This is a genomic window from Pseudomonas sp. HC1(2025) (assembly GCF_058742075.1).
Map to the genome: position 1 here is coordinate 3,861,783 of NZ_CP196017.1, position 23,053 is coordinate 3,884,835.

The 23,053-nt window shown below is 53.0% G+C and carries 19 protein-coding genes; all 19 read right to left on the reverse strand.

Annotated elements, in window-relative coordinates; all coding sequences use genetic code 11:
- Window positions 1-44 precede the first annotated feature (44 nt).
- The 19 genes from ACSSVH_RS17000 to ACSSVH_RS17090 all read right to left on the reverse strand — a co-directional run bounded on the left by ACSSVH_RS17000 (window position 45) and on the right by ACSSVH_RS17090 (window position 23,047).
- Window positions 45-2,039 carry a polysaccharide biosynthesis protein gene (locus tag ACSSVH_RS17000; RefSeq protein WP_169952718.1) on the reverse strand — a complete coding sequence of 665 codons (1,995 nt, stop codon included), beginning with the start codon at window positions 2,037-2,039 and terminating at the stop codon, window positions 45-47.
- 232 nt (window positions 2,040-2,271) lie between these two features.
- Complete coding sequence (locus tag ACSSVH_RS17005) at window positions 2,272-4,329, reverse strand: acyltransferase family protein (protein ID WP_492633523.1); 2,058 nt, start codon at window positions 4,327-4,329, stop codon at window positions 2,272-2,274.
- An 86-nt stretch (window positions 4,330-4,415) separates the two neighbouring features.
- Window positions 4,416-5,426 (reverse strand): MraY family glycosyltransferase, encoded by a 1,011-nt coding sequence (locus tag ACSSVH_RS17010; protein ID WP_170042792.1) that lies wholly within the window; start codon window positions 5,424-5,426, stop codon window positions 4,416-4,418.
- On the reverse strand, window positions 5,423-6,391 hold the full coding sequence (locus ACSSVH_RS17015) for a UDP-glucose 4-epimerase family protein (RefSeq protein ID WP_492633524.1): 969 nt from the start codon (window positions 6,389-6,391) through the stop codon (window positions 5,423-5,425). The genes ACSSVH_RS17010 and ACSSVH_RS17015 overlap by 4 nt, the downstream gene beginning before the upstream one ends.
- The gene (locus ACSSVH_RS17020; RefSeq protein WP_170042790.1) at window positions 6,388-7,299 is read right to left on the reverse strand and encodes a glycosyltransferase; all 912 of its coding nucleotides are present in this window, start codon (window positions 7,297-7,299) and stop codon (window positions 6,388-6,390) included. The genes ACSSVH_RS17015 and ACSSVH_RS17020 overlap by 4 nt, the downstream gene beginning before the upstream one ends.
- Window positions 7,300-7,364: 65 nt before the next feature.
- Complete coding sequence (locus ACSSVH_RS17025; protein ID WP_492633525.1) at window positions 7,365-8,270, reverse strand: glycosyltransferase family 2 protein; 906 nt, start codon at window positions 8,268-8,270, stop codon at window positions 7,365-7,367.
- Between the two features lies 1 nt (window position 8,271).
- Entirely contained in the window at window positions 8,272-9,375 is a 1,104-nt protein-coding gene (locus ACSSVH_RS17030; protein WP_170042788.1) for a hypothetical protein, read from the reverse strand.
- Between the two features lie 84 nt (window positions 9,376-9,459).
- Window positions 9,460-10,887, reverse strand: a complete 1,428-nt coding sequence (locus tag ACSSVH_RS17035; RefSeq protein ID WP_492633526.1) for a hypothetical protein — start codon at window positions 10,885-10,887, stop codon at window positions 9,460-9,462.
- Window positions 10,884-12,161, reverse strand: a complete 1,278-nt coding sequence (locus tag ACSSVH_RS17040) for an O-antigen translocase (protein ID WP_170042786.1) — start codon at window positions 12,159-12,161, stop codon at window positions 10,884-10,886. Before ACSSVH_RS17040 ends, ACSSVH_RS17035 begins: the two co-directional genes overlap by 4 nt.
- Window positions 12,158-13,285: a DegT/DnrJ/EryC1/StrS family aminotransferase gene (locus ACSSVH_RS17045; protein WP_492633527.1), complete on the reverse strand. Its 1,128-nt coding sequence runs from the start codon at window positions 13,283-13,285 to the stop codon at window positions 12,158-12,160. Before ACSSVH_RS17045 ends, ACSSVH_RS17040 begins: the two co-directional genes overlap by 4 nt.
- A 107-nt stretch (window positions 13,286-13,392) precedes the next feature.
- Window positions 13,393-13,797 (reverse strand): sugar 3,4-ketoisomerase, encoded by a 405-nt coding sequence (locus tag ACSSVH_RS17050; RefSeq protein ID WP_170042784.1) that lies wholly within the window; start codon window positions 13,795-13,797, stop codon window positions 13,393-13,395.
- Window positions 13,794-14,360, reverse strand: coding sequence for a dTDP-4-dehydrorhamnose 3,5-epimerase (rfbC, locus tag ACSSVH_RS17055; RefSeq protein ID WP_492633528.1), 567 nt, complete (start codon window positions 14,358-14,360; stop codon window positions 13,794-13,796). Before rfbC ends, ACSSVH_RS17050 begins: the two co-directional genes overlap by 4 nt.
- Window positions 14,357-15,250 (reverse strand): glucose-1-phosphate thymidylyltransferase RfbA, encoded by an 894-nt coding sequence (rfbA, locus tag ACSSVH_RS17060; protein ID WP_169952740.1) that lies wholly within the window; start codon window positions 15,248-15,250, stop codon window positions 14,357-14,359. Before rfbA ends, rfbC begins: the two co-directional genes overlap by 4 nt.
- A 479-nt stretch (window positions 15,251-15,729) precedes the next feature.
- Window positions 15,730-17,082, reverse strand: a complete 1,353-nt coding sequence (locus ACSSVH_RS17065; RefSeq protein ID WP_492633529.1) for a Wzz/FepE/Etk N-terminal domain-containing protein — start codon at window positions 17,080-17,082, stop codon at window positions 15,730-15,732.
- A 367-nt stretch (window positions 17,083-17,449) separates the two neighbouring features.
- Complete coding sequence (locus ACSSVH_RS17070) at window positions 17,450-17,683, reverse strand: lipopolysaccharide assembly protein LapA domain-containing protein (protein ID WP_169952744.1); 234 nt, start codon at window positions 17,681-17,683, stop codon at window positions 17,450-17,452.
- A 25-nt stretch (window positions 17,684-17,708) separates the two neighbouring features.
- On the reverse strand, window positions 17,709-18,005 hold the full coding sequence (gene ihfB, locus ACSSVH_RS17075) for an integration host factor subunit beta (RefSeq protein WP_169952746.1): 297 nt from the start codon (window positions 18,003-18,005) through the stop codon (window positions 17,709-17,711).
- 329 nt (window positions 18,006-18,334) lie between these two features.
- Window positions 18,335-20,029: a 30S ribosomal protein S1 gene (gene rpsA, locus ACSSVH_RS17080; protein WP_029298694.1), complete on the reverse strand. Its 1,695-nt coding sequence runs from the start codon at window positions 20,027-20,029 to the stop codon at window positions 18,335-18,337.
- 121 nt (window positions 20,030-20,150) lie between these two features.
- On the reverse strand, window positions 20,151-20,840 hold the full coding sequence (cmk, locus tag ACSSVH_RS17085) for a (d)CMP kinase (RefSeq protein WP_492633530.1): 690 nt from the start codon (window positions 20,838-20,840) through the stop codon (window positions 20,151-20,153).
- Window positions 20,837-23,047, reverse strand: coding sequence for a bifunctional prephenate dehydrogenase/3-phosphoshikimate 1-carboxyvinyltransferase (locus tag ACSSVH_RS17090; protein WP_492634723.1), 2,211 nt, complete (start codon window positions 23,045-23,047; stop codon window positions 20,837-20,839). Before ACSSVH_RS17090 ends, cmk begins: the two co-directional genes overlap by 4 nt.
- Between the last annotated feature and the right edge of the window lie 6 nt (window positions 23,048-23,053).

Consider the following 23,053-nt stretch of genomic DNA (forward strand, 5'->3'; position numbering starts at 1 on the left):
CAGTAAATCCTTTCATAGGTTTCACTGGTGAGCCAGGCCGCATCTCAAGGCTCCAGGCGACGCTGCTGATAGATCCAGTCCACGATCTCGCCATCCGGAGCATACCCACTGACCGTATCGCGTAGCAGTTGACGGACCCGGCTGTAGTCGTCCGCATCAACCGCGGCGAGCAGCTCTGTCAGCTTCCCTTTGAGTAACTCCCAATCCAGATGATCCTCGTTGGCACTCATGATCATCGGGTGCTGGGTGGCCACGACGTTATCGCCAATCAGCAACTCCTCGTAGAGCTTTTCACCGGGACGTAGCCCTGTAAACTCGATGGCGATGTCACCATGTGGGTTTTTATCCGAACGAACACTCAGGCCGGACAGGTGAATCATCTTCTCTGCCAGCTCGACGATTCTTACCGGCTCGCCCATATCGAGCACGAACACATCTCCGCCCTGCCCCATAGAGCCCGCCTGGATCACCAACTGGGCCGCTTCGGGAATAGTCATGAAGTAACGTGTGATCTTGGGGTGAGTGACCGTAAGCGGCCCACCAGATTTGATCTGCTTGTGAAACAACGGAATAACCGAGCCAGACGAGCCCAATACATTGCCAAAGCGGACCATGGTGAAACGGGTCTTGTTGACGCGGGAAACATTAGCCTTGTCGCCAAACAATACCGGGGCCAACTCACGGCTCAACGCCTGCAACGTCAACTCGGCCAAACGCTTGGTACTGCCCATGACATTGGTCGGGCGCACAGCCTTGTCCGTGGAGATCAGCACAAAGTTGGAGACCCCCGCCTGAAGCGCCGCCTGGGCGGTATTCAATGTACCAATGACATTGTTAAGGACACCCTCGGCAATGTTGTGCTCAACCATCGGTACATGTTTGTAGGCTGCCGCGTGGTAGACCGTATCAACATGCCAGGTCTTCATCACGTCGAGCAATTTTGCCTGGTTGCGTACCGAGCCTAGGATCGGTAGCAAGCGAACAGGCAGCGACTCACGAGTGATGCGCTGCTCCAGCTCGGACAGAATGCTGTAAAGGTTGAATTCACTGTGCTCGAACAGCAACAAGGTAGTTGGACGCAATGCCAGGATCTGGCGGCAAAGCTCCGAACCAATCGAACCGCCCGCTCCCGTGACGAGCACGCTCTGACCTTTGATGCAATGCTCCAGCAAATCGCCCTGGGCAGGCACGGCATCACGCCCGAGCAAGTCGGCAATGTCTACTTCCTGAATGTCATCGACCTTCACCCGGCCGCTGGCAAGATCCATGAAACCCGGCACACTCCTTACGTGCAGCGGGAACCCTTCCAACAGGCCGAGAATCTCGCGCCGCCGCGCACGATTGGACGACGGAATGGCCAACAGGATTTCCTGGGCCCCCGTGGTGTCGATCATCTGTTGAATGTGCTTGGGCTTGAACACTTGGAGGCCGGAGATGACGCGATCAGAAATACTGCTGTCGTCGTCGATAAACGCCACCGGACGCATGACCCGCCCCATGCGAAGCGCAGCCACCAGTTGATTGCCGGCAGCACCTGCGCCGTAGATCGCAACCTTGGTCAGGCCATCATCGCGACTGGTAAACGGCACATGCTGGGCTGCTGCAAACCAATCCCCCAGAAAGTACTGGCGCATGGCCAGGCGCAAACCACCAATCATGATCAGGCTGAGCCACCAGTAGTTGAACACGATAGAGCGTGGTACGACGTTCTCGTGGTTGCTGTACCAATAGACTACAACCCCCAAGATCAACGCCGACAGGCTGACCGCCTTGATAATCGCGATAAGCGCATCGTTACCGAAGTACCGCATCACGGCGCGATACATGCCAAAACGAATAAACAGCGGGATCGAGACGATTGGCGCGCTGATGAACAGCCATGAATGCAACACGACGGGGTTGACCAACTCGTCGATCCCCAGACGAACCACAAATGCCATCCAGAGGGCGAGCCAGACCAGCACGATGTCGGCAATGACCTGGAGGATGCGTTTGCGTCTGCGAGGAAGGCTCAGCAAATATGCCCGTAATTTATCCATGTTGTTCCCGACTACCCCTTACTGCATACAATTGAAAAAACGTTCGACTGGTGGCTTCCACCAGCGGCTCTGATGGGTAAAGACAAGCGCGTTGCAGAGGCTTTCACACCTCATCAGAGGCTCACGCCAACAAATCATACAGGCTAAACAACCCATGCTTCTGCCTGCTTGACCATCTGCGCCTTGGCAGCCGGAAGATTCCGACTGCCCATACGTTGCCCAAAGAACCTGACTAGTTGGACGGGCGAGAGTTGTATCCCGTTTCAATCAGTTTTTTGAGAATCAACGGCCCCAAGGCTTTTTCGGAGAAAAACACCGACGCCATGGATGTCAAATGACCATAGTCGAACGTTACCAATCCGGTTTTCCGATCATCTCCCAAGTAGGTGAGACAACCGTCCTGATCACAAAACACATTGATCGCTGAAAGATATTCGAAGCCGCCGGCACCATCCGCGTATCGCTGCGTCAACAGCCTATCAGTCTCAAGTGTTACAGACAGAAGATTGCTGGATATTCGCCGTGGAGTTTGGGACCAATACTTCCTGACGACCAGTTGATAAAGGTTTTGATCAAAGCGCGGCACTGGCCCAACGACTATGACTTTTTTGACTCCGGACTCTGTTGCAACGTGTGCAAGCTCTTTGAGGTTATTGACCGAATCATGCCCCTCAAGTTGCGCGATAACCAACACATCCGGCTTTTCCTTGCGCATTACTTCCAGTGCAAACTCGTTTGATCGATCGCAATACGCGCGTCCACCTGTAGCGCGCCCAGGCAGATTTGCCTCACACCCCGAACTGGCCACCTGAAGAAGCGAAATATCTCCAGGCAATGCTTGCCTCAGGCCATAGGAAAACTGTTGGGCATGGGAGTCTCCCCAGATCATTACTTTAGTATTGCTGACAGGGGTATAGCAGCTCGCATCAATCTGTTGGCGTGGCGTCATCGTCGAATTGCCCGCTCGATAACTGTCGGCGTCAAAGAAGTCGCATTCGAACCTGTATTTTTCAAACATTCCGTGGGTGGTGGAATATGCCCAGCCGGGTAAGGAATTGTCAAAATATTGAGCATAACCTTCCCGCTCCTTGAGCGAGGATGGCAACCCAAAACGGTCAGCAAAGCCGTTTTTTACAAAAGTAGCGCCTCCGAGTATGGCAAGTGCCCCACCAATGGCAAGTAGCACCGGAGCCTTGGGAAATTTTGGGTTGATCTTCCGCAGCGGTAACTCGAGGAACCTGTAAGTCACATAAGCCAGCAAAACACTAACGCCTACCGCAAACATGCCGGAAAGAAGATTTAATTCATCCCCTCCTATGATCCGGATGAAGGTAATGACAGGCCAATGCCACAGGTAGAGCGGGTAGCTGATCAGTCCAATCCAGACCAAAGGCTTACTGGCAAGGAGCCGGTTGTTCAACCACGACTGTGGACCTGCGAGGATCATCATCACGGCGCCGCAGACCGGCATCAACGCCCAAAAGCCGGGAAACGCCTTGTATTTATCAATCAGGACAACCGAGGCGAACAAAAAGGCCAGTCCCAATACAGAGAGAAGATTATTAATGCGCAATGAAACTTTCGCGGCTACCGACGCCGACTTGCCGAACACCGAAAAGTACGCGAGCAAACTACCCGACAGGATTTCCCAGAACCTATATTGCGGCATGTAGAACGCTGCGGAAGGATTCACCGACAGTTTGTAAAGGCCAGCGCCGAATGAAATCAACGCCATGCCTATCAAGAGCGGTAGTACTAGGGCTCGCCGCCGCCAAAGCACCCAGCCAGCCAGGGGAAACAGAATATAAAACTGCTCCTCGACGCCCAATGACCAGAGGTGAAGCAGGATTTTCAGTTCTGAAGATGTATCGAAATAGCCTGATTCTTTATACAGGACCAGGTTTTGTATAAACCCGATTCCACCCAGGACATGCTTGCCCAGGAACTTGAACTCCGCCGCCATTAGCGCAAACCAACCTACCGCGTAACAGGCGAGCAGAACGATGATCAGCGCAGGAAAAATACGATTGACCCGGCGCTTGTAAAAATCAAGAAAACTAAAGTTACCCGCATCAAGGCCTTTAAAGATAATGCTTGAAATCAAATAACCGGAGATAACGAAAAAAATGTCGACACCAATAAATCCGCCACGCATATAGGCCGGAAAGGCGTGATACAAAACAACTGAAATGATCGCGAATGCACGTAACCCATCTATATCGGGCCGGTAGCTCAAATGGGATGCCAATGAGTCGGTTTTTTTCACTTCCTCATTGTGTCCTTGGATCATTGCCCTGCCACCCATCTAACCGAACTCCCGAGATAACCACTGTAAATGCCGCATTGATTCACTTGCCCCACTTCACGCCAGCGGCGCTACTCTCTCTGCCCTGCACTATATTTGACAGCCAGGAATACTAGGGGAAGATACGCAATAACTGTCCCCACCCCTGCATCCAGCCCAAAAAGCGCCACCGCCAATGCCAACGGCAACAGCCAAACTACATTGATAAAGGCAACCGCAAGTGTGACGGGCAGATGGCGGCCATATTGGCGGCTGGCAAATTGGTAGGCATGGCTGCGATGGGCCTCATAGACTTTATCGCCCCGGGCAAGCCGTCGGATGAGAGTAAAGGTCGCATCCACGATAAAGACACCCAGCATGATCAGCCAAGCGAAGAAAAACTCACTGCCGGCCCAGGCAGCCTGAACAGAAAGACCTCCCAGAATGATCCCCAGAAACCCACTACCTGCGTCGCCCATGAAAATACGGGCCGGCGGGAAATTCCAATACAGGAAGCCAGCCACAGACACACTCAACAACAAGGGTGCCCACATCATCGACGGCTGCCCGCTCAAAAAGTAAATCAGCGTCAGCGCAAGACAGGCACAGATAGCCTGCAGACTGGCAAGACCGTCAATACCGTCCATGAAGTTGTAGAGATTCAGCATCCAGACCAGGTAAAACACGGCCAGGACATGGCCTACCCAACCAAGATCGAACGTAACGCCAAAAGCTGAAATTGCCGGTAGTCCCTGCATCCAGGACAACATCCAGATCGCGGCGGCAAAATGCCCCAACAAGCGCCAACGAGCGGCGATATGACCATGATCGTCCATAAAGCCGATGATTGCGATCAACAACCCTGCACCTAGCAGAGCAGCACTCTCAGCAACCGTTATCAACTGGGCACCCGCCAGCCACACGAGTGCAAAGGCAAACGTCAGTACAATCGCCACTCCCCCACCGCGAGGGGTGGGGACCGTGTGCGAACTGCGGGCATTGGGAATATCAATGATGCTGCGGCGCAACGCGTATTGACGCAAGAGCGCCGTCAGCGCCAGGGAAACCAAGGCGACAATGGGAAAGATGTACCAGTACTTCATTCAGTTCGCTCGCTGACATAGTGTTGCGCAGTAACAGCAAGACCTTGCTCGAGTGTAAGTGGCGGCTGCCAACCCAACACCTGGCGCGCCTTGGTGACATCGACTTGCAGCGAGCCGCAAAGACGTTGGGACAGCGCTTTTTTGCCTAACAAAGTCGCCCCCCAGACCAGTACCCACTGTGGAACCGGTATCAACCTGGCTGGGGCGCCCAGGGCTTTTGCAAGTTTACGTAGCAGCTCACTGGTCGACACGTCATCCCCGTCGCTCGCCAAGAAGGTCTCATTGGACGCAGCCGGGTGAGTCGTACAGGTCAAAATCAGGCTCACGAGATTGTCCAGCGCAACGAGGCTTCTTTGGTTGCGTATGGCACCAAATGGCAGAGGAACGCGCTTCACGAGCCATTTCATCATGCTTTCAAAGTTGGCTTTGACTCCCGGTCCATACACAAGTACCGGTCGGATTATCACCACTTCAAGCCCGGTCTCAAGCGCAAGAGCTTTCAACGCCTCCTCCGCCTCCATCTTGGAAACACCATAAGGATCAACGGGCGCCGACGGGTCTGTTTCGCGAAAAGGTCGGCCCGGGGCGGTTTGCTCGCCGTTGACTTTCACCGAACTGACGAACACAAAGCGCCTGGCTCCTGCGGACGCTGCGCTACGGGCCAACGCAAGGGTATGCCCGACATTGACCCGCCGAAACGCCGCAAGAGGATCCGTTTCGGTGTCGTTCATGACGTGAACGCGTGAAGCGAGATGAACAACAACATCTACGCCCTGCAAAGCTGGGTGCTCTGGTGACACAGCCGAGAAATCGGCAAGCACGACGTACTCGACATCAGAAGCAGAAGCATCCGGCAAACGACGGACAAGGGCACGCACCTGATAATCAGTGCTCCCCTGCAATTGTTGAATCAGATGACGGCCGACAAAACCGCTGCTGCCGGTGACCAATAACTGGGTTTTCATTTCTTTTGCCTCAAAACCGCCAACACCAGACACAAACCAGCGAATACCAACTTATCCCGTGGGCGTCTGCGGCACTTCGCGGCACTGGTCGCCAAGCGCAGCAGGTCCAGGCGCCCCAGCCCGATCCAGCGCCGGACAAAAGGTTCGTCAGCCATACCGACCATGCCGGCGATCAGTGCAGCCTGATTCAGCCACCAACCATCTAGCACTTGGGAAAGGCGTTTCTTGAACGCCTTTGAGCCGCTATTCACCCCGACCTGGTTACCACCATGCTGGCGATAGCGCATATAAGGCCGGCTATCGATCACCCACTTGAATCCGTGTGAACGGCTATAGGCATAACAATACCAATCATGCAGCGTCACACCCTGTACTTGTACAAAACGACTGTTGATATGCTGTTGAAGCTCAACAAACAGACGCTGGGAAAAGACGTAAGTGCACCCAGGGCCGGCTGCCTCGAACAAATGATCGTACGCAACCTGAGGCTGCGATTTGACAATGGTCGACTCACGACCATCAGGCCAGAATGCCGTTACATTGCCGGAGTAGCCGTCAGCCCCTGTATCGTTCATGTGCTGCGTGGCGCTGACAAGTTTGTCTGGCAGCCAGATATCGTCCTGGTCGGCGAATGAAAAATAATCAAAGTCTTCAGTGGGTGCTTCATTGACCAGGCGGAAAAAGTTTCGTGCCGCACCACCAAATTTTTCACCGTGGGCCAGGGATTTGACCCTTGAGTCTCTCTGGCATAGTTGATCGACCCATTCTTCGGTACCGTCGTTGGAGCTGTCCACACTGATCAGAATCGAGACGGATACACCCACTTGCCCTAAGATCGAGTCAACTTGTTCGGCCATCCAACGCATACCGTTGTAGGCAGCGAGCAGAACCAGAATACGTGGCTGCATCAGAATCCACCCTTAGTACTTGATCCAAAAACAATCCTTGAAAAATTACGTCCTGAAAATAGCATTCAACGCACCCCGCCCAACTTTTTCTGCCAGCCATGGCTTACGCCGCGAATCATCATTCTCAGCGATTTGAGCTTATTGTCGTCAATCAGCAGATTAACGAAAAAACGCAGTACCAATGCAGACAGCAGACGTTTTTTCCAACAGGTCGGCGTATGGCGCATACGGCAAACAGCGACGGTATTACGAAAGAAAAAATAACGGCGCACGGGGGAGTATCTAAAAAAACTCAAGCCAAAAATCTTGACGGGAGGAGCATCAGACAATGCATGGCCCATTTCCACATTCAAGCAACCATACAACGTATAGCCCTGGTCACGGACCCGAAAGCACCACTCCGTATCCGTAAAGTCGACGAACATACCTTCGTCATAGCGAATACCTTCGATCCACGCCCGAGTGCTGATGAACATACCCGAGGTAATGAGCGCATCCGCCTTTACCAAGCCGTGCTCATCATCAGAGCTGAAAACCGGCTTGATTGCGCCGTCGATTGAACTGTAAAAAGGGAAATTGATTTTCTTTCCATCACGACGGTCAAAAAACGCCGGGCTAACAGCAATACAACTGGCATCCTTTGCCTTCGCGCTCATCATCGCCTGATACAACCGCGCAATCAGATCGGGTTCAGCATGACTGTCCTGATCGAACGTCACGACGTATTGCATACCCGCTTCAATCGCCATGGCAAAGCCGGTATTGAGCGCGGTGCCCAACCCCTGGTTGCCATTGAGCGAGACATAGTTGACCCGCGCACGCACTTCAGGCTCCTGCGCCAGAAATGATTCGCTCCCGCCGTTATCGACCAACACCAGAAACTCAACCTGAGCTGCCAGGGAAGTCAGCAGCTCATCAAGTATCTTAATATCGGGATTATAACCGACGACTATTGCTGCAACAGTATTCAACTTACCTCCTGACCTCGGCATGCAACGCCGAAGGTTCTTGATTTTTTATCACGACAGACCAGTACCACAATATCACTAAGAACCCGAAGGAATTGAAAAGAACGGGATTGCTTAATGACATCAACAGGTACATGAATATTATTAAGCGACTGGAAGAAACTTGCACACTCGCGACGTACTTTCGATTAGGAAAAAGCAATATACTAAACAACAATAGCGACAACGGAAGCCCGACATATCTAACAGAGTCCATCCAGGTAATTTCAGTTTGAGCAGCCAGTTCACCATATCCTTCGGTATAATAGTATGACCCCAAACCATTACCGAACATCAGCATCTTCCAATCCGCCAAATTCAAAAATGATATAATATGACCAATTTTTATGTTATTTGACTGCTCATCCGAGCTAAACATACTGGTTTCTGTCAATAAGTAGCCCACGCCCAGTATAATTACCGGCACCAGGACACACAGCATCAACAGTCGTGCAGACCAATTCTTGTTGTAGAAATACAGCACCAACATGGAAACCGCGGCCATTACGATCAACCCCCTAGAGGCGGACCAGATAATAGCCGTTAAAATAACAGCCACGAAAAACAATGACCAAAAACGTTTAACTTGCAGAAAGTCAAGAAAAAATAGCGACAGCGGTAGTAATAGAAACGGCGAAGAACGATGATGTAGCATAAACATATCCAACCCGCCAAAATTACGTAGACCGTAATATCCAAGCTCGTTAGCATTATAAAAATCGAGCAGTGTCACCGCCAGAAATGACCCTGGCTCGACCATCAATATAAAAGAAAACATACACATAATAAGCGCGAAGATAGCACCTACAGATTTGACAATTGACCCCATATCCACCCTGAATTCAGCGATGGAATAGATCAGAAAAAGCGACACCGCGCCCAATAGCATTTGCCGGGAAAAATCGGTGTCTGTGTCACCTACCAACCCGAGAAGAAAACCATATAAAAAAATCGAAACCACAATAATCGGCGCAATTGTTCTCAGTGGCCGAGTCAACAAAACATAAACCGCCATCAAAAAAAGCGGTATGAAAAACAATTTATTCAATACAAAGATCGGCACCAGCACGGTTGACAGACAATAAAAGAACAAAAGCCAACTTACAATCCGACTAGTCATTGAAAACCCACGCTCGATCAACGAAAACAATATTCATCGAAACTTCCTCGCCAAGATCATCTTCGCCAACAGCTTTAATTTTTTCCCCATAGATAGCGCGGCGAACAAGCGGCATGCCAGTTTCCGCTCAAGTCTGGACAGCAATAAAAAAGTATCCAAGGCGATATCCAAGTTTAAAGAGCCTTTTTGCTCCTCAAAAAAAGCAGTATCTCCTGCCCAATTACCGTCTGAATCCAGTGGGTTCGCGCAAAGCTGCCCATCGTACAGGCACTTCAGATAGCGCTCCTTTACCGAGTCGTACGCATTAACTTTCTCAATAGCAAAAAAAGTTTCCTTGTCGAATCTGTAGTCTGCTATAGATTCCATAACAGCGTTGATATCGGCTCGCTTGAGCCTGTCCGCCGGGGAGTAGCCCTGGACCGGGGAGATCAGCCCGACACACCGCTGCCCTTTGACGAATTGCTCTGCGAAAGCAGTCCCGCCTGGCAGAGGGTGGCTATCAACGTAAAAGTCCGCCTTAGCGACCAACTTACTGTACTCCTGAAAATCAAGGTGTGCCCTGATACTCAGCCTGGAGCCATATCGAAGTTTTAATGGCCACCACCAGAACGCTTTTTTAACGTCACTACCAATAACCATGAATGTGGAAGCGGGGTAATCATCAAGAATACGTGCTACTAACTTGAAAATACTAAAGCCTTTGCGGGGCTTGTACTTGATATCTGAGCCTGCAGAAATGAAAAGCAACGCAGCCTGCGTGGTTGGTTTGAAATCACCAGCCATCTGCGCACGTGGCATGTTCAGCGGGATACCCAGGAAGCTCTTACGCCCCTGAATACACTTCGTTAAATCAAAACGGCGGCCGTGGCCGCTGAGCTCAAAGTAATAGTCCGCGACCGAACTCCCATAGGAGAAAACGTGGTCCGCATGATTGACAAAAAACACTTCAAGCCCGGAAAGGCGTTTTGCTACTCCACACGCGATGACTACCAGGATATCGTCAGGATGGATATGCAGGACGGCCTTTTTATAGCCCGACAATAGACCAACCATCTCCGCCAGCGCATCGACAGGACACGAAGCACTAACGACTCTGGTTTTATCAAAAAATCTACAAACGTGGGCCTTGGCATCTGGTGCAGCCTGGCGTGAGATCAACAGATCGGCAGGTTCGGCATGCATGGAGGCAAGCTTTTCCATCAACCTCGTATGCCCACCGGTCATGAAGGGCTCGCTCACAACATGCAAAACCTCCCCACACTCATTTAGCGCCGCCACAGAACCTGTATCCGCCATCGAAAGACAGCGCTCAATGAGGTCCGCTTCGATAAGCGGCGCATCGTGAATCCCTACATCCGCAAACCAGAGAAGGTTGCCGTAGGCACACGCCAGTGCGAGCGCCTGATTCAGGTCAGCCGTCTCGCAAATGGCAATTTCAAAATCCTTAAGTAGTTTTTTCAAGCGTGATGTTCCAGCTTCTTATGAAAATAATCATCAAGCCTTAGATACACAAAAACATACATAACCAGACTGTAAACCGCATAATTTACCGCATAAGCCCAAGTAGCAGCTTCGACCCCCCACCATTGCGTGAACGCCATGGTCAGTAAATACAAGGAAACACAAAATATAATTTCAGTAGTGATAAAGATCTTGACCATAGCCCGACTGAGCATGACATACGCCATTATCCAGCTAAATATTTTGAGGCAGTCGCCCACTACTTGCCCGGCAAAAAACATCCTGACCGGGTAGAAATCGGCGGTAAAGAGCAAAGCTACGACAAAGTCCCGAAGCACGTACATTGCAGCGGCTGCTAACAGGGCAACAGGGAAAATCAGTTTATAACCCTGTAGAATTTCTGTTTTTACTTCAGTTGCCGTTTTTAACTCAGAAAGCTTGGGTAGGTAATAGACGCTCAATGTTGTCGTAACCAATAGAAGATACGCCGCGCTCAAACGCCACATAGCCTCCCAATAGCCAGCCATCTCCCACCCGTAAACTGTTCCTATATGATTCCTGACCAGCATCTGGGCCAACGGCGCACATGCAGCAGAAACAACTGCCATCAAGAAAAAAGCGAATAACTTTTTCGCAATCTGCTTATCCGGGCGCCCGAACAGAAAGGAAAGCTTAAACCAATGCGTTCGCAGGCATAACAATAATGTTACGACAAAACTGATAGATTGATAAACTACCAGCGCTACCAGCGCTCCATACAGACCAAAACTGGTTGCCAAGTAAAACGTCACACCAAATGACAAGAAACTACCAGCGATGTTAGCCACGATATATAGTACGATTTCCTTTCGACCGTTCAATATCGCTAACAACAATATGTTCAACGAGAAAAATACAACGACCGCGGAAAACCAAAGAAAAACACCGCCCAGGGCGGTATCCTTCAGAAATAGCGAGGCAAGCTCTTTATTAAATAAAGCGACAAGTAATGCAACGACCAGACTTCCCAGAATCGCTACAAACCCTGCCGTTCGCCATAACTTTATCTGCTGCTCAGGCTGCTCATGATATTCCGCAGTGTATTTGACTACGCCATTGGTAATCGCGCCACCCGTAAATATCGTGATTACCTGCAACGCATTCTGAAACTGCCCTATCGCGGCATATCCTGCAGGCCCGACATAGATCGCCAGCACTTTATTAAGACCCAGCAAGGTAAGCATTTTAATGGCAACTGCAATGCCATTTAACAGGCTGGTCCGAACAAGATTCATACAGCATCCGGTGTAAAGCTATTGCAGGCTTCTATTACAACGCGGGCCTCCTCTACAGACAGCGTAGGCCCTAATGGCAAGCTCAGAATCTGCTCATGTATCTGTGTCGACACCGGGAGCTCTTGACCCTTCAGTTCAGCATACGCCTGCTGGAGATGAGGCGGGATCGGATAATGGATAAGCGTCTGGATGCCTTTGGCCAAAAGGTGGGCTTGAAGACTATCCCGCTGAGCACAGAGTACGGTGTAGACATGCCATACATGGCATTCGTTAGTTGATGCTTTGAATACGGCATCTACGGGTAACGTGATCGCAGGGTTGGTGATCGACGTGCTATATAGTTCAGCGATCTCGCGACGATAAGTGGTTTGCTTGTCCAGGTGCTTTAACTTCACTGACAAACATGCGGCCTGCATTTCATCAAGCCGGCTATTCACGCCGCGATAGACGTTTTTATATTTTTCATGGGAACCATAGTTCCCCAGCGCACGAACAGTCTTGGCTAAGACTTCATCGTTGGTCGTAACAGCTCCGGCATCCCCCAATGCACCGAGATTTTTTCCAGGATAGAAGCTGAATCCGGAAGCGTGCCCCCAGCTACCGGCCTTCTTCCCATCGATCATCGCGCCATGCGCTTGCGCCGAGTCTTCCAGAACCAGTAAGTCATGGGCACGAGCTAGGTCCATGATTTTTGGCATATCAGCCAATCTGCCATAAAGGTGAACCGGTAGAATCATCCTGGTTTTTGGTGTGATCGCAGCTTTTGCATTCTCCGGGCAAATATTAAAAGTCTTCGGATCAGGCTCAACCAATACAGGAACCAATCCGTTTTCCGAAATGGCCAGGATACTGGCGATGTAGGTATTGGAGGGAACGAGAACCTCATCTCCGTCATTGAGGCGGCCCAGCTCTTTCCAAGCACGAATGACCAATACCAGAGCGTCCAGTCCGTTGGCAACGCCAATACAGTGCTGAGCACCGCAATATTGGGCAAACTCATGCTCGAATGTTTGGAGCTCTTTCCCACCGATGTACCAACCGGAATCAACCACACGCGTGCAGGCGGCTACCAACTCATCGCGACAAAGGTCATTTACAGCCTTCAAATCAAGAAACTTTATCATTTACCAAGCACTCGTTTACTTTGACAGAACCAGAGACAGGGTCCGCTTCAACTATCTTATTAATTAGCCGGTCGTTCTCAACAGAAAATCGGCGTTTTCTCTATATTTCAGGATTGATGAGCCAAGCCCTTGAACACCGAATAATCCCTTATATAGTCACGCTCGTCATAAACGGCACTTGCCAACACCAGCAGTACGCAGTCTGGACTGAAGTGATGCATTTCTCGCCAGATCATACGGTCGATCACAATAGCCTTGTCAGGAGCGTCCAGCCAAACCTCCTCTTTGTTCACGCCATCATCAAGTTTCATCAGGCAGCGCCCAGACACGCACACCGCTACCTGCATCAGTTCCTTGTGCGCGTGAAACCCTCTTGGAACACCCTCTTTTGTTTCAGTGAGGTAATAAACACGTTTAATTTCAAACGGAATATCATTTTCATACTCCAGCGCAACCAGTTGGCCCCGCTCATCACCTTTGGAGGTGATGTCCAGAAACTTGATCAAACTCATGCTTGCTTCTCCGAGAGGCTATCGGATGTCGGAGCCTTGTCATCTTTATCACTAACGTTAAAGCCGCCGGTAGCAGGCCAATTTATCCCAAGCCTTGCATCACTCCAGTGCAGCGCCCCTTCAGAGTCTTTATCGTAATAATCTGTCGTTTTATACAAAAAGTGCGTGTCATCTTCCAAAGCAACAAAACCGTGGGCAAAACCCTCAGGAATCCATAGCATCAAGTTGTTTTGGGTGTTTAGCTCCACGCCGACCCATTGCAGGTAAGTGCTGGACTCAGGCCGAATATCCACTGCCACATCAAAAGCGGCACCGCGTACCACACGCACCAGCTTGCCCTGGGCATGCGGTGCGCGCTGGAAGTGCAGCCCCCTTAGAACGCCCTTTGCCGAGCAGGAATGATTGTCCTGGACAAATGCTCGCGGAATAGGCAGGTCAAGCTCTTTAAGTGCTGTATGAAACCGCTCTTCGTTAAAGCTCTCCATAAACCAGCCGCGATCATCGCCAAAAATTTTTGGCTCAATGATTACAACGTCAGGAATAGCAGTCTGAATCAGTTTCATGCCTTTGAGGTCTCTTCCAGAAGTTTCTGCAAGTACTGGCCATAGCCTGTCTTTTTCAGTTTTTCCGCCTGAGCACCCAGTTGCTCTGGGGTGATCCAACCTTTATGGAATGCAATTTCTTCAAGGCAGGCGACTTTCAACCCCTGGCGGTGCTCAATGGTATGGACGAAATGACTCGCTTCCAGGAGCGACTCATGAGTACCTGTGTCCAACCAGGCAAAACCACGGCCCAGCATCTCGACGGTTAATGACTTGTCATCCAGATAGGCGCGGTTGACGTCAGTGATTTCAAGCTCGCCACGCGGCGACGGCTTGATGCTCTTGGCAATGTCCACCACTCGATTGTCGTAGAAGTACAAGCCTGTAACTGCATAGTTGGACTTCGGTTTCGCCGGTTTTTCTTCGATGCTCAATGCTCGACCAGTGGCATCGAACTCAACAACACCAAAACGCTCAGGATCTGATACGTGATAACCAAAGACTGTCGCACCTGATGTCTGGGACATGGCGGAGCGCAAGTTATCGGAAAAGTGCTGACCGTAGAAAATATTGTCGCCAAGGATCAGGCAGCAAGGATCGTCACCAATAAACTCCTCGCCAATCAGGAAGGCCTGGGCCAAACCGTCCGGACTGGGTTGCTCTGCATAGCTGAGCTGGATGCCGTACTGGCTGCCGTCTCCCAGGAGCTTTTTAAAGCAAGGCAGATCTTCAGGGGTAGAGATGATCAAGATTTCGCGCATGCCAGCCAGCATCAACACCGACAACGGATAAAAAATCATCGGCTTGTCGAAAATAGGCAACATTTGCTTGGATACACCCAGGGTCAGCGGGTGCAAGCGCGTCCCGGAGCCGCCAGCGAGGATGATGCCTTTACGTTTGATGTCCATCATATCTTTAGAACTTCCTTAAATATCTGCATTACACCAGGCCAACACGCAGGTTGACGGGTGAAAAATAGCGCGTAGCTTCTCGGTATTGAGCCACAATTTCAATGCCTGCGGCCGGCAATCCGAAATCGCCAATATGAAAATTTATTCTTTTCTGGGCAGAGCCCTCAGCTGCTCCAGCCTCCTGCGCAACGCAGACAACTGTCTACGCCGGTAAATAACCGCCCAGGCCAGGTAGATCGACTTGCGTGATTATGAGCCATCCGCCGCAGGTCGCCGCCGTTTTTTTACATGAAATAACCCGACAAGCAGGAAGACCGACCCACAAACGCCAGTCACACCGGCCGGCTCCAGGCCTCACACAAGGCCTGAAGCCGAGAAACCCTTAACCGGTGCGCTATAGACAACAAGTTGCGAGCTAGTTTCCAAATGAAATCAAATCTCGCACTGGCCGGGGAGCACAGTGCAGATTGCGCTGATACCTATTGCGGCCTGTTCAAACCTGTATCGCTACCCACCATGGTCGGTGAGCCCGGTTGCACGGACAGCATTACCGACTGGGGCTGAGGCTGGCGATTTTTGACGAGATGACGAACTACCGCAATGAAGGCCCCGACAAAGCCACCCAAGACCAGACCAAGCAGGATAATCAAGGCCTTCTGAGGCTTGACCGGGCGCAAAGGTTCCAGCGCCTGCTTATCGATAGTTACCAGCTTCAGCCGGCTCATATCAATGCTTAAGTTACGCAATCGAGCCACTTCGGCGCGCACCGGCTGAACACCGGCCAGGAATAGATCCTCGTTTTCACGACGATTCAGCACTTCAATCTCGCGGTTTGACTGGAGCAATTGAAGCTCCCTGGCAATCTGCGCGATACGACCCTCAGTAAAATCATCAGACTTACGCTGCATCAACGCAGTGCGTTCAGCCTCGAGCGCCTCGACGCCCATGAAGTACAGAGGGATTTGCTGATTGTTTATTTCGGTACGCATCACACTTGATGAGCCATTACGGTCTGACTCACCCAGAGCGGAAGGCGTGCTGGGTTTTCTGATTCCCAGGGACTTGGCGATTCCGATGGCCTCGTTCAACTGCGCCACTCGGTCAGTGCGCCCAGTCTTCAGCTGTGCTCGCAATGCTTTGAGTTCATCCTGCAACTGCGCACGTCGCAGGCTGTCCGTTTCTCGCAGCGATGCTATCCGCGCCTCTTTATCAACCTCGTAGCTGGAACGGGCGGCATCAATCTTGCCCTTGAGCTCGTTCAACCGGTTTTTTACGATGACGTCCAGATCCGCCGCAATCTGCTCACGCTCCGTTGCAATCGCGTAATCGATGAAGCCATTGAGTATGGCGACGCCATCCACGCCTTTCGGATAACTCATCTCAAGCTTGATATAGGCACTGAGGGAGTTGGCTTTTTTGGGGTCGGGCAGACTGAGTTCGATAGAGTTGCGGTTGAACTCTTCGAAACTCTGCTCCAAGGTCCTGCCAGGCTGCTCAAAGGCCTTGAACAGCTTCTGGTTTGAACGGAAAAACCCCAAGCGGGTATCGTAGGACTCCAGAGATGCGCCCACTCTGACCAGGGCATCACCAGGAGGTAGTGCATAAATCTCCGAGCGATTCAAAGCATCCAGCTCATTGATTGCGGCCGGGCGCAGCACACTGCTGACTTCGTACTGAGGAGGCGTGAGGAACGCATAGATAGCAGCAATCAGCCCGGCACCTGCGGTAGCGGCCATAACTAACTTTTTCTGCTTCCAGATAGCCTGAAAAAGCACAACGAGATCAATCTCGCCGGACGAAGGAATCGGGGGCGCGCGGAAGCTACTACTCACAACAAAAACCTGCCTTCAAAGAGAAACTGCGGGCTCGTTATGCAGACGATCTTGTGGTTTTTTTGTATTTATAAGGGTCGGCCAAAAAGCCCAGCGTCGCTGCCAGGCCCTAGACACACAAAATGACTGGAATCGAGAACAGGTTGCATTTTGCCATCTATCGATAACATTGCAAGACTTGACATGACTGTAAGGCAATTCCTACTTATTGCAGAGTTGTCAGGGAAAACACGTCAGAGGAGCCCTAAAGCCACTATTTCCTGAAGACAGAGAAGCGTTAACGCAGTCTAGTCGTAGTAGCAAAGCCCCACTGCACAGCTTGAACCCGCAATACAGGCGACAAACGGTCTACGCTGTCAGATTGACCCTACAACACGGGTTTAGGGTGCCTCTTGCGCCGCATCAGCAGACTCAAGAGCGGCCCCACCAACATCCCGACAATCAACGCCAACGTCACAAACACCGAGACCGGCAGTTGTGGTGTAGACCACCCCAAAAACGCCAGGCTGACGTCTTGCTGGTTTTCCAGCACGAATGCCAGGATCGCCAAGGCAGCGATCAGCACAATCAGTACCAGGGCGACGCGCTTTACACCGCGCATAAACTTCTCCTATCCCCAAAAAAACTCAGACGCTTTCGTCTTCGTCTTCGTTCACTCGATCCCGTAATTCCTTGCCCGGCTTGAAATGGGGCACGAATTTGCCGTCGAGGCTGACGGATTGGCCGGTTTTCGGGTTGCGACCCACGCGCGGGGCACGGTAGTGCAGCGAGAAGCTACCAAAGCCGCGGATCTCGATTCGATCACCAGTGGCCAGGCACTGGGACATTTGCTCAAGCATGGTCTTGATGGCCAACTCCACATCCTTGGATGAGAGCAGCCCTTGATGGGTGACAATTCGTTCGATCAACTCCGACTTCGTCATATTTTTCCCTTCTTTTTCAAGCAGCTAGGAAAAGCGCTCCGAAGGTTTTAGCATGACCAGATGAATTTGAACAGCCTGTGGCTTGACTTATCTTGCGCAAATTCTGACGACACCCACCAGACCAAGGATAAGAGCGGGACGAGCCCAGGAAAGCGCAGGAGACGCTTCCCGGAAAAAGCGCTGGAAGTGACTGGATAACAAGATCACCTCCCGCAGACAGCCCCAGGGGCGATCACACCACATCAGCCGCTCTGTCCTACTGTAAAAACCAAATCCCAGGCACAAAAAAGGGCGACCGAAGCCGCCCTTTTTCTATGGTCTAACAGAACTTAGTTCTGTTTTTCCATTTGTGCACGCAACAGGTCGCCCAGAGTGGTCGGACCCGAAGCAATGTCAGAGGTCGCTGGCTTATCGCGCAGGCTCTGGATTGCTTCTTTCTCTTCGATCTCGTCCTTGGACTTGATGGAGAGTTGGATCACGCGGCTCTTGCGGTCAACGCTGATGATCTTGGCTTCTACTTCCTGGCCTTCTTTCAGAACGTTACGCGCGTCTTCAACGCGATCACGGCTGATTTCGGAGGCTTTCAGAGTCGCTTCGATATCGTCACCCAAAGTGATGATGGCGCCTTTAGCGTCAACTTCCTTCACGATGCCTTTAACGATTGCACCCTTGTCGTTCTCTTGAACGTACTCGGAGAACGGATCGCTTTCCAGTTGCTTGATACCCAGGGAGATGCGCTCGCGCTCTGGGTCAACCGACAGGATAACGGTGTCCAGCTCGTCGCCCTTCTTGAAACGACGAACAGCTTCTTCGCCAACTTCGTTCCAGGAGATGTCGGACAGGTGAACCAGGCCGTCGATGCCGCCGTCCAGACCAATGAAGATACCGAAATCGGTGATCGACTTGATGGTGCCGGAGATTTTATCGCCCTTGTTGAACTGGCCAGAGAAATCTTCCCATGGGTTAGATTTGCACTGCTTAATGCCCAGGGAGATACGACGACGCTCTTCGTCGATGTCCAGAACCATAACTTCCACTTCGTCGCCGACTTGTACGACTTTCGAAGGGTGGATGTTCTTGTTGGTCCAGTCCATTTCGGAAACGTGTACCAGGCCTTCCACGCCTTCTTCCAGCTCTGCGAAGCAGCCGTAGTCGGTCAGGTTGGTAACACGCGCGGTAACGCGAGTGCTTTCTGGGTAACGGGCTTTGATAGCAACCCATGGATCTTCACCCAGTTGCTTCAGGCCCAGGGAAACACGGTTGCGCTCGCGATCGTATTTCAGAACCTTGACATCGATCTCGTCGCCAACGTTGACGATTTCGGAAGGATGCTTGATACGCTTCCAAGCCATGTCGGTAATGTGCAGCAGGCCATCGACGCCACCCAGATCGACGAATGCGCCGTAATCGGTGAGGTTCTTGACGATACCTTTGACTTGTTGGCCTTCCTGCAGGGATTCCAGCAGAGCTTCACGCTCGGCGGAGTTCTCTGCTTCCAGGACGCTGCGACGGGAAACGACAACGTTGTTGCGCTTCTGGTCGAGCTTGATGACCTTGAATTCGAGCTCTTTGCCTTCCAGGTGCGTGGTGTCGCGCACTGGACGAACGTCGACCAAAGAACCTGGCAGGAACGCACGGATGCCGTTAACGTCGACAGTGAAGCCGCCTTTAACCTTACCGTTGATAACGCCCTTGACCACTTCTTCAGCTGCGAAGGCTGCTTCCAGAACAATCCAGCATTCAGCGCGCTTGGCTTTTTCACGGGAGAGCTTGGTTTCACCGAAGCCGTCTTCAACCGAGTCCAGAGCAACGTGAACTTCGTCACCGACATTGATAGTCAGGTCGCCAGCGTCGTTGTAGAACTGCTCAAGCGGGATGAGTGCTTCAGACTTCAGACCAGCGTGAACGGTTACCCAGCGAGCTTGGTAATCGATATCAACGATAACACCGGTGATGATGGAGCCAGCCTGAAGGTTCAGGGTTTTTAGGCTTTCTTCAAAGAGTTCCGCAAAGCTTTCGCTCATTTTAATTCCTGTTGATAAGGGCGAAGAATACGCCCATCTGCCACACCCCAGACGGTGTGGGTTACGTTCATATAAGAGAAGAAGCGCAGGTCTAGGACTGGTCCCCTGCACTTCCTCTGAGTCATCCGGCGATATCGCGCAGTGCGATTTCACTCAAGATGCGTTCCAACACCTGCTCGATGGACAATTCCGTGGAATCCAGCTGTATGGCGTCAGCCGCCGGTTTAAGCGGGGCTACCGCACGCTGGGTGTCGCGCTCATCGCGCGCACGAATCTCATCTAGCAGTCTCGACAGACTAACACCATCCACCTTGCCCTTCAACTGCAAGTAACGGCGGCGCGCCCGCTCCTCGGCACTGGCCGTCAGGAAAATCTTCAGCGGTGCCTCGGGGAACACCACGGTGCCCATGTCGCGGCCATCGGCTACCAGGCCCGGCGGCTCTTGAAACGCCCGCTGGCGCTGGAGCAAGGCATCGCGCACCGCCGGCAAGGCGGCGACCTGCGAGGCCCAGGAGCCGACCTGCTCGTTGCGCAGGTCATCCGTTACATCATCCCCTTCCAGGATAATGCGCAGCGAGTGGCCTTCGGTCGCGCCGACGAACTGCACGTCAAGGTGCGCCGCCAACAACACCAACGACTCTTCATTGGTCAAGTCGACACCATGGTTACGCGCAGCGAAAGCCAGCAGGCGATACAGCGCCCCGGAATCCAGCAGGCACCAACCCAGGCGCTTGGCCAGCAGGCCCGCGACAGTGCCTTTGCCAGAGCCGCTTGGGCCGTCGATGGTAATCACCGGTGCTTTGATATTCACAATTGAGCCTCTTGGGCTACACGCATGCCTACTTGGGCAGACAGTGTAAGAAAATTCGGAAAAGATGTAGCTACGTTGGCACAGTCATGGATACGAATCGGCGCAGTGGCACGCAGGGCCGCGACGCTGAACGCCATGGCGATCCGATGATCACCGTGGGCATGCACCTCGCCACCAGCCAAGCCGCCACCATCAATGATAATCCCATCAGGGGTCGGCACACACTTCACACCCAGCGCCAGCAGACCGTCGGCCATCACCTGGATACGGTCGGACTCCTTGACCCGCAACTCCTCGGCACCCCGCAATACCGTGCGCCCTTCGGCACAGGCGGCGGCGACAAACAGCACCGGGAACTCGTCGATAGCCAGGGGCACCAGCGCTTCGGGAATCTCGATCCCCTTGAGCGGTGCCGCGCGCACACGCAGGTCTGCCACCGGCTCGCCACCCACTTCACGCGGGTTTTCCAGGGTGATATCAGCGCCCATCAGGCGCAGGATATCGATCACCCCGGTGCGGGTCGGATTGACGCCCACATGCTCCAGCAACAACTCGGAACCCTCGGCGATCGAGGCGGCCACCAGGAAGAATGCCGAGGAAGAGATATCGCCCGGCACCTCGATACGCGTGGCGACCAATGCATGACCCGACTCTACCGCCGCCGTCGCACCATTGACCTGCACCGGACAGCCAAAACCGCGCAGCATTCGCTCGGTATGGTCACGGGTAGGCGCACGCTCGGTCACTGCTGTCCGGCCCTCGGCATACAGCCCGGCCAGCAACAGGCTGGACTTGACCTGGGCACTGGCCATCGGCAGCGTGTAATTCATACCCCTGAGCACTTGCCCGCCACGAATGGTCAGGGGCGGCCGCCCCTCCGGCCCGGTCTCTATCACTGCACCCATTTCTCGCAACGGCTTGACCACGCGATTCATCGGCCGCCTGGACAGCGAGGCATCACCGGTCAGGACACTGTCAAAATCCTGCGCCGCCAACAAACCTGACAGCAGACGCATGGACGTGCCCGAATTGCCGAGATAGATCGGCCCCGGCGCCGCTTTCAAGCCATGCAGGCCGACTCCATGAATGGTCACCCGGCCATGATGCGGACCTTCGATCACCACGCCCATGTCGCGGAATGCCTGCAGGGTCGCCAGGGCATCTTCACCCTCGAGAAACCCTTCGACTTCGGTAACCCCGTCCGCCAGCGACCCGAGCATGATCGAGCGATGGGAAATCGACTTATCCCCCGGCACCCGGAGCTTGCCCTTCAGTTGCCCACCTGGGCTGGCGACAAACACTACATCGTCAGCGGTGGCGGCCGCATCCATATAGGCCCGGCGCGCCAGGATCTTACTGAAATGCTCGCGCGCTACCCGCGCACGGGTAAAGACGCCCAGCAACTGATGACCATCCCCCGCATCAACCGCGTCGCGCAAGGCATCCAAGTCACTGCGAAAGGTGTCCAGGGTCCGCAGCACAGCCTCGCGATTGGCGAGAAAAATGTCGTGCCACATCACCGGATCGCTACCGGCAATCCGCGTGAAATCGCGAAAGCCACCGGCGGCGTAACGGAAAATCTCCAGGTTTTCGTTGCGCTTGGCCAGGGAGTCGACCAGGCCAAAGGCCAGCAGATGCGGCAAATGGCTGGTCGCCGCCAGCACTTCGTCATGGCGCTCGACCTGCATATGCTCGACATCCGCCCCCAGCTCGCGCCACAACCGGTCCACCACGGCCAAGGCTGCCGGGTCGGTTTCCGCCAGCGGCGTGAGGATCACCTTGTGTCGACGGAACAGCTGGGAATTGGACGCCTCCACCCCACTCTGCTCGGAGCCGGCAATCGGGTGCCCTGGCACGAAGCGCGGCGGCATGCCACCAAACGCCTGGCGCGCCGCACGCACCACATTGCCCTTGGCGCTGCCGACATCCGTGAGAATCGCCTGGCCCAGGTCCATGCCGGCCAACAGCGCCAGCAGTTTTTCCATGGCCAGGATCGGCACCGCCAACTGGATGACATCGGCGCCCTGGCAGGCAACAGCCAAGTCCGCCTCACAGCGGTCCACCACGCCCAGCTCAACCGCCAGTTGGCGCGATTGCGGGTCAAGATCCACACCGACCACTTCGCCACACAGGCCGCTTTCCCGCAGGCCCTTGGCAAAGGAGCCGCCAATCAATCCCAGACCGACCACCACCAGGCGGCCGATCACAGGCAC

Bases quoted from the DNA above. Each gene is read 5' to 3' on its own strand.
- ACSSVH_RS17000 (WP_169952718.1), bottom strand. From the start codon at position 2,039: ATGGATAAATTACGGGCATATTTGCTGAGCCTTCCTCGCAGACGCAAA.
- ACSSVH_RS17005 (WP_492633523.1), bottom strand. From the start codon at position 4,329: ATGATCCAAGGACACAATGAGGAAGTGAAAAAAACCGACTCATTGGCA.
- ACSSVH_RS17010 (WP_170042792.1), bottom strand. From the start codon at position 5,426: ATGAAGTACTGGTACATCTTTCCCATTGTCGCCTTGGTTTCCCTGGCG.
- ACSSVH_RS17015 (WP_492633524.1), bottom strand. From the start codon at position 6,391: ATGAAAACCCAGTTATTGGTCACCGGCAGCAGCGGTTTTGTCGGCCGT.
- ACSSVH_RS17020 (WP_170042790.1), bottom strand. From the start codon at position 7,299: ATGCAGCCACGTATTCTGGTTCTGCTCGCTGCCTACAACGGTATGCGT.
- ACSSVH_RS17040 (WP_170042786.1), bottom strand. From the start codon at position 12,161: ATGAATCTTGTTCGGACCAGCCTGTTAAATGGCATTGCAGTTGCCATT.
- ACSSVH_RS17045 (WP_492633527.1), bottom strand. From the start codon at position 13,285: ATGATAAAGTTTCTTGATTTGAAGGCTGTAAATGACCTTTGTCGCGAT.
- ACSSVH_RS17050 (WP_170042784.1), bottom strand. From the start codon at position 13,797: ATGAGTTTGATCAAGTTTCTGGACATCACCTCCAAAGGTGATGAGCGG.
- rfbC (WP_492633528.1), bottom strand. From the start codon at position 14,360: ATGAAACTGATTCAGACTGCTATTCCTGACGTTGTAATCATTGAGCCA.
- rfbA (WP_169952740.1), bottom strand. From the start codon at position 15,250: ATGATGGACATCAAACGTAAAGGCATCATCCTCGCTGGCGGCTCCGGG.
- ACSSVH_RS17070 (WP_169952744.1), bottom strand. From the start codon at position 17,683: ATGCGCGGTGTAAAGCGCGTCGCCCTGGTACTGATTGTGCTGATCGCT.
- ihfB (WP_169952746.1), bottom strand. From the start codon at position 18,005: ATGACGAAGTCGGAGTTGATCGAACGAATTGTCACCCATCAAGGGCTG.
- rpsA (WP_029298694.1), bottom strand. From the start codon at position 20,029: ATGAGCGAAAGCTTTGCGGAACTCTTTGAAGAAAGCCTAAAAACCCTG.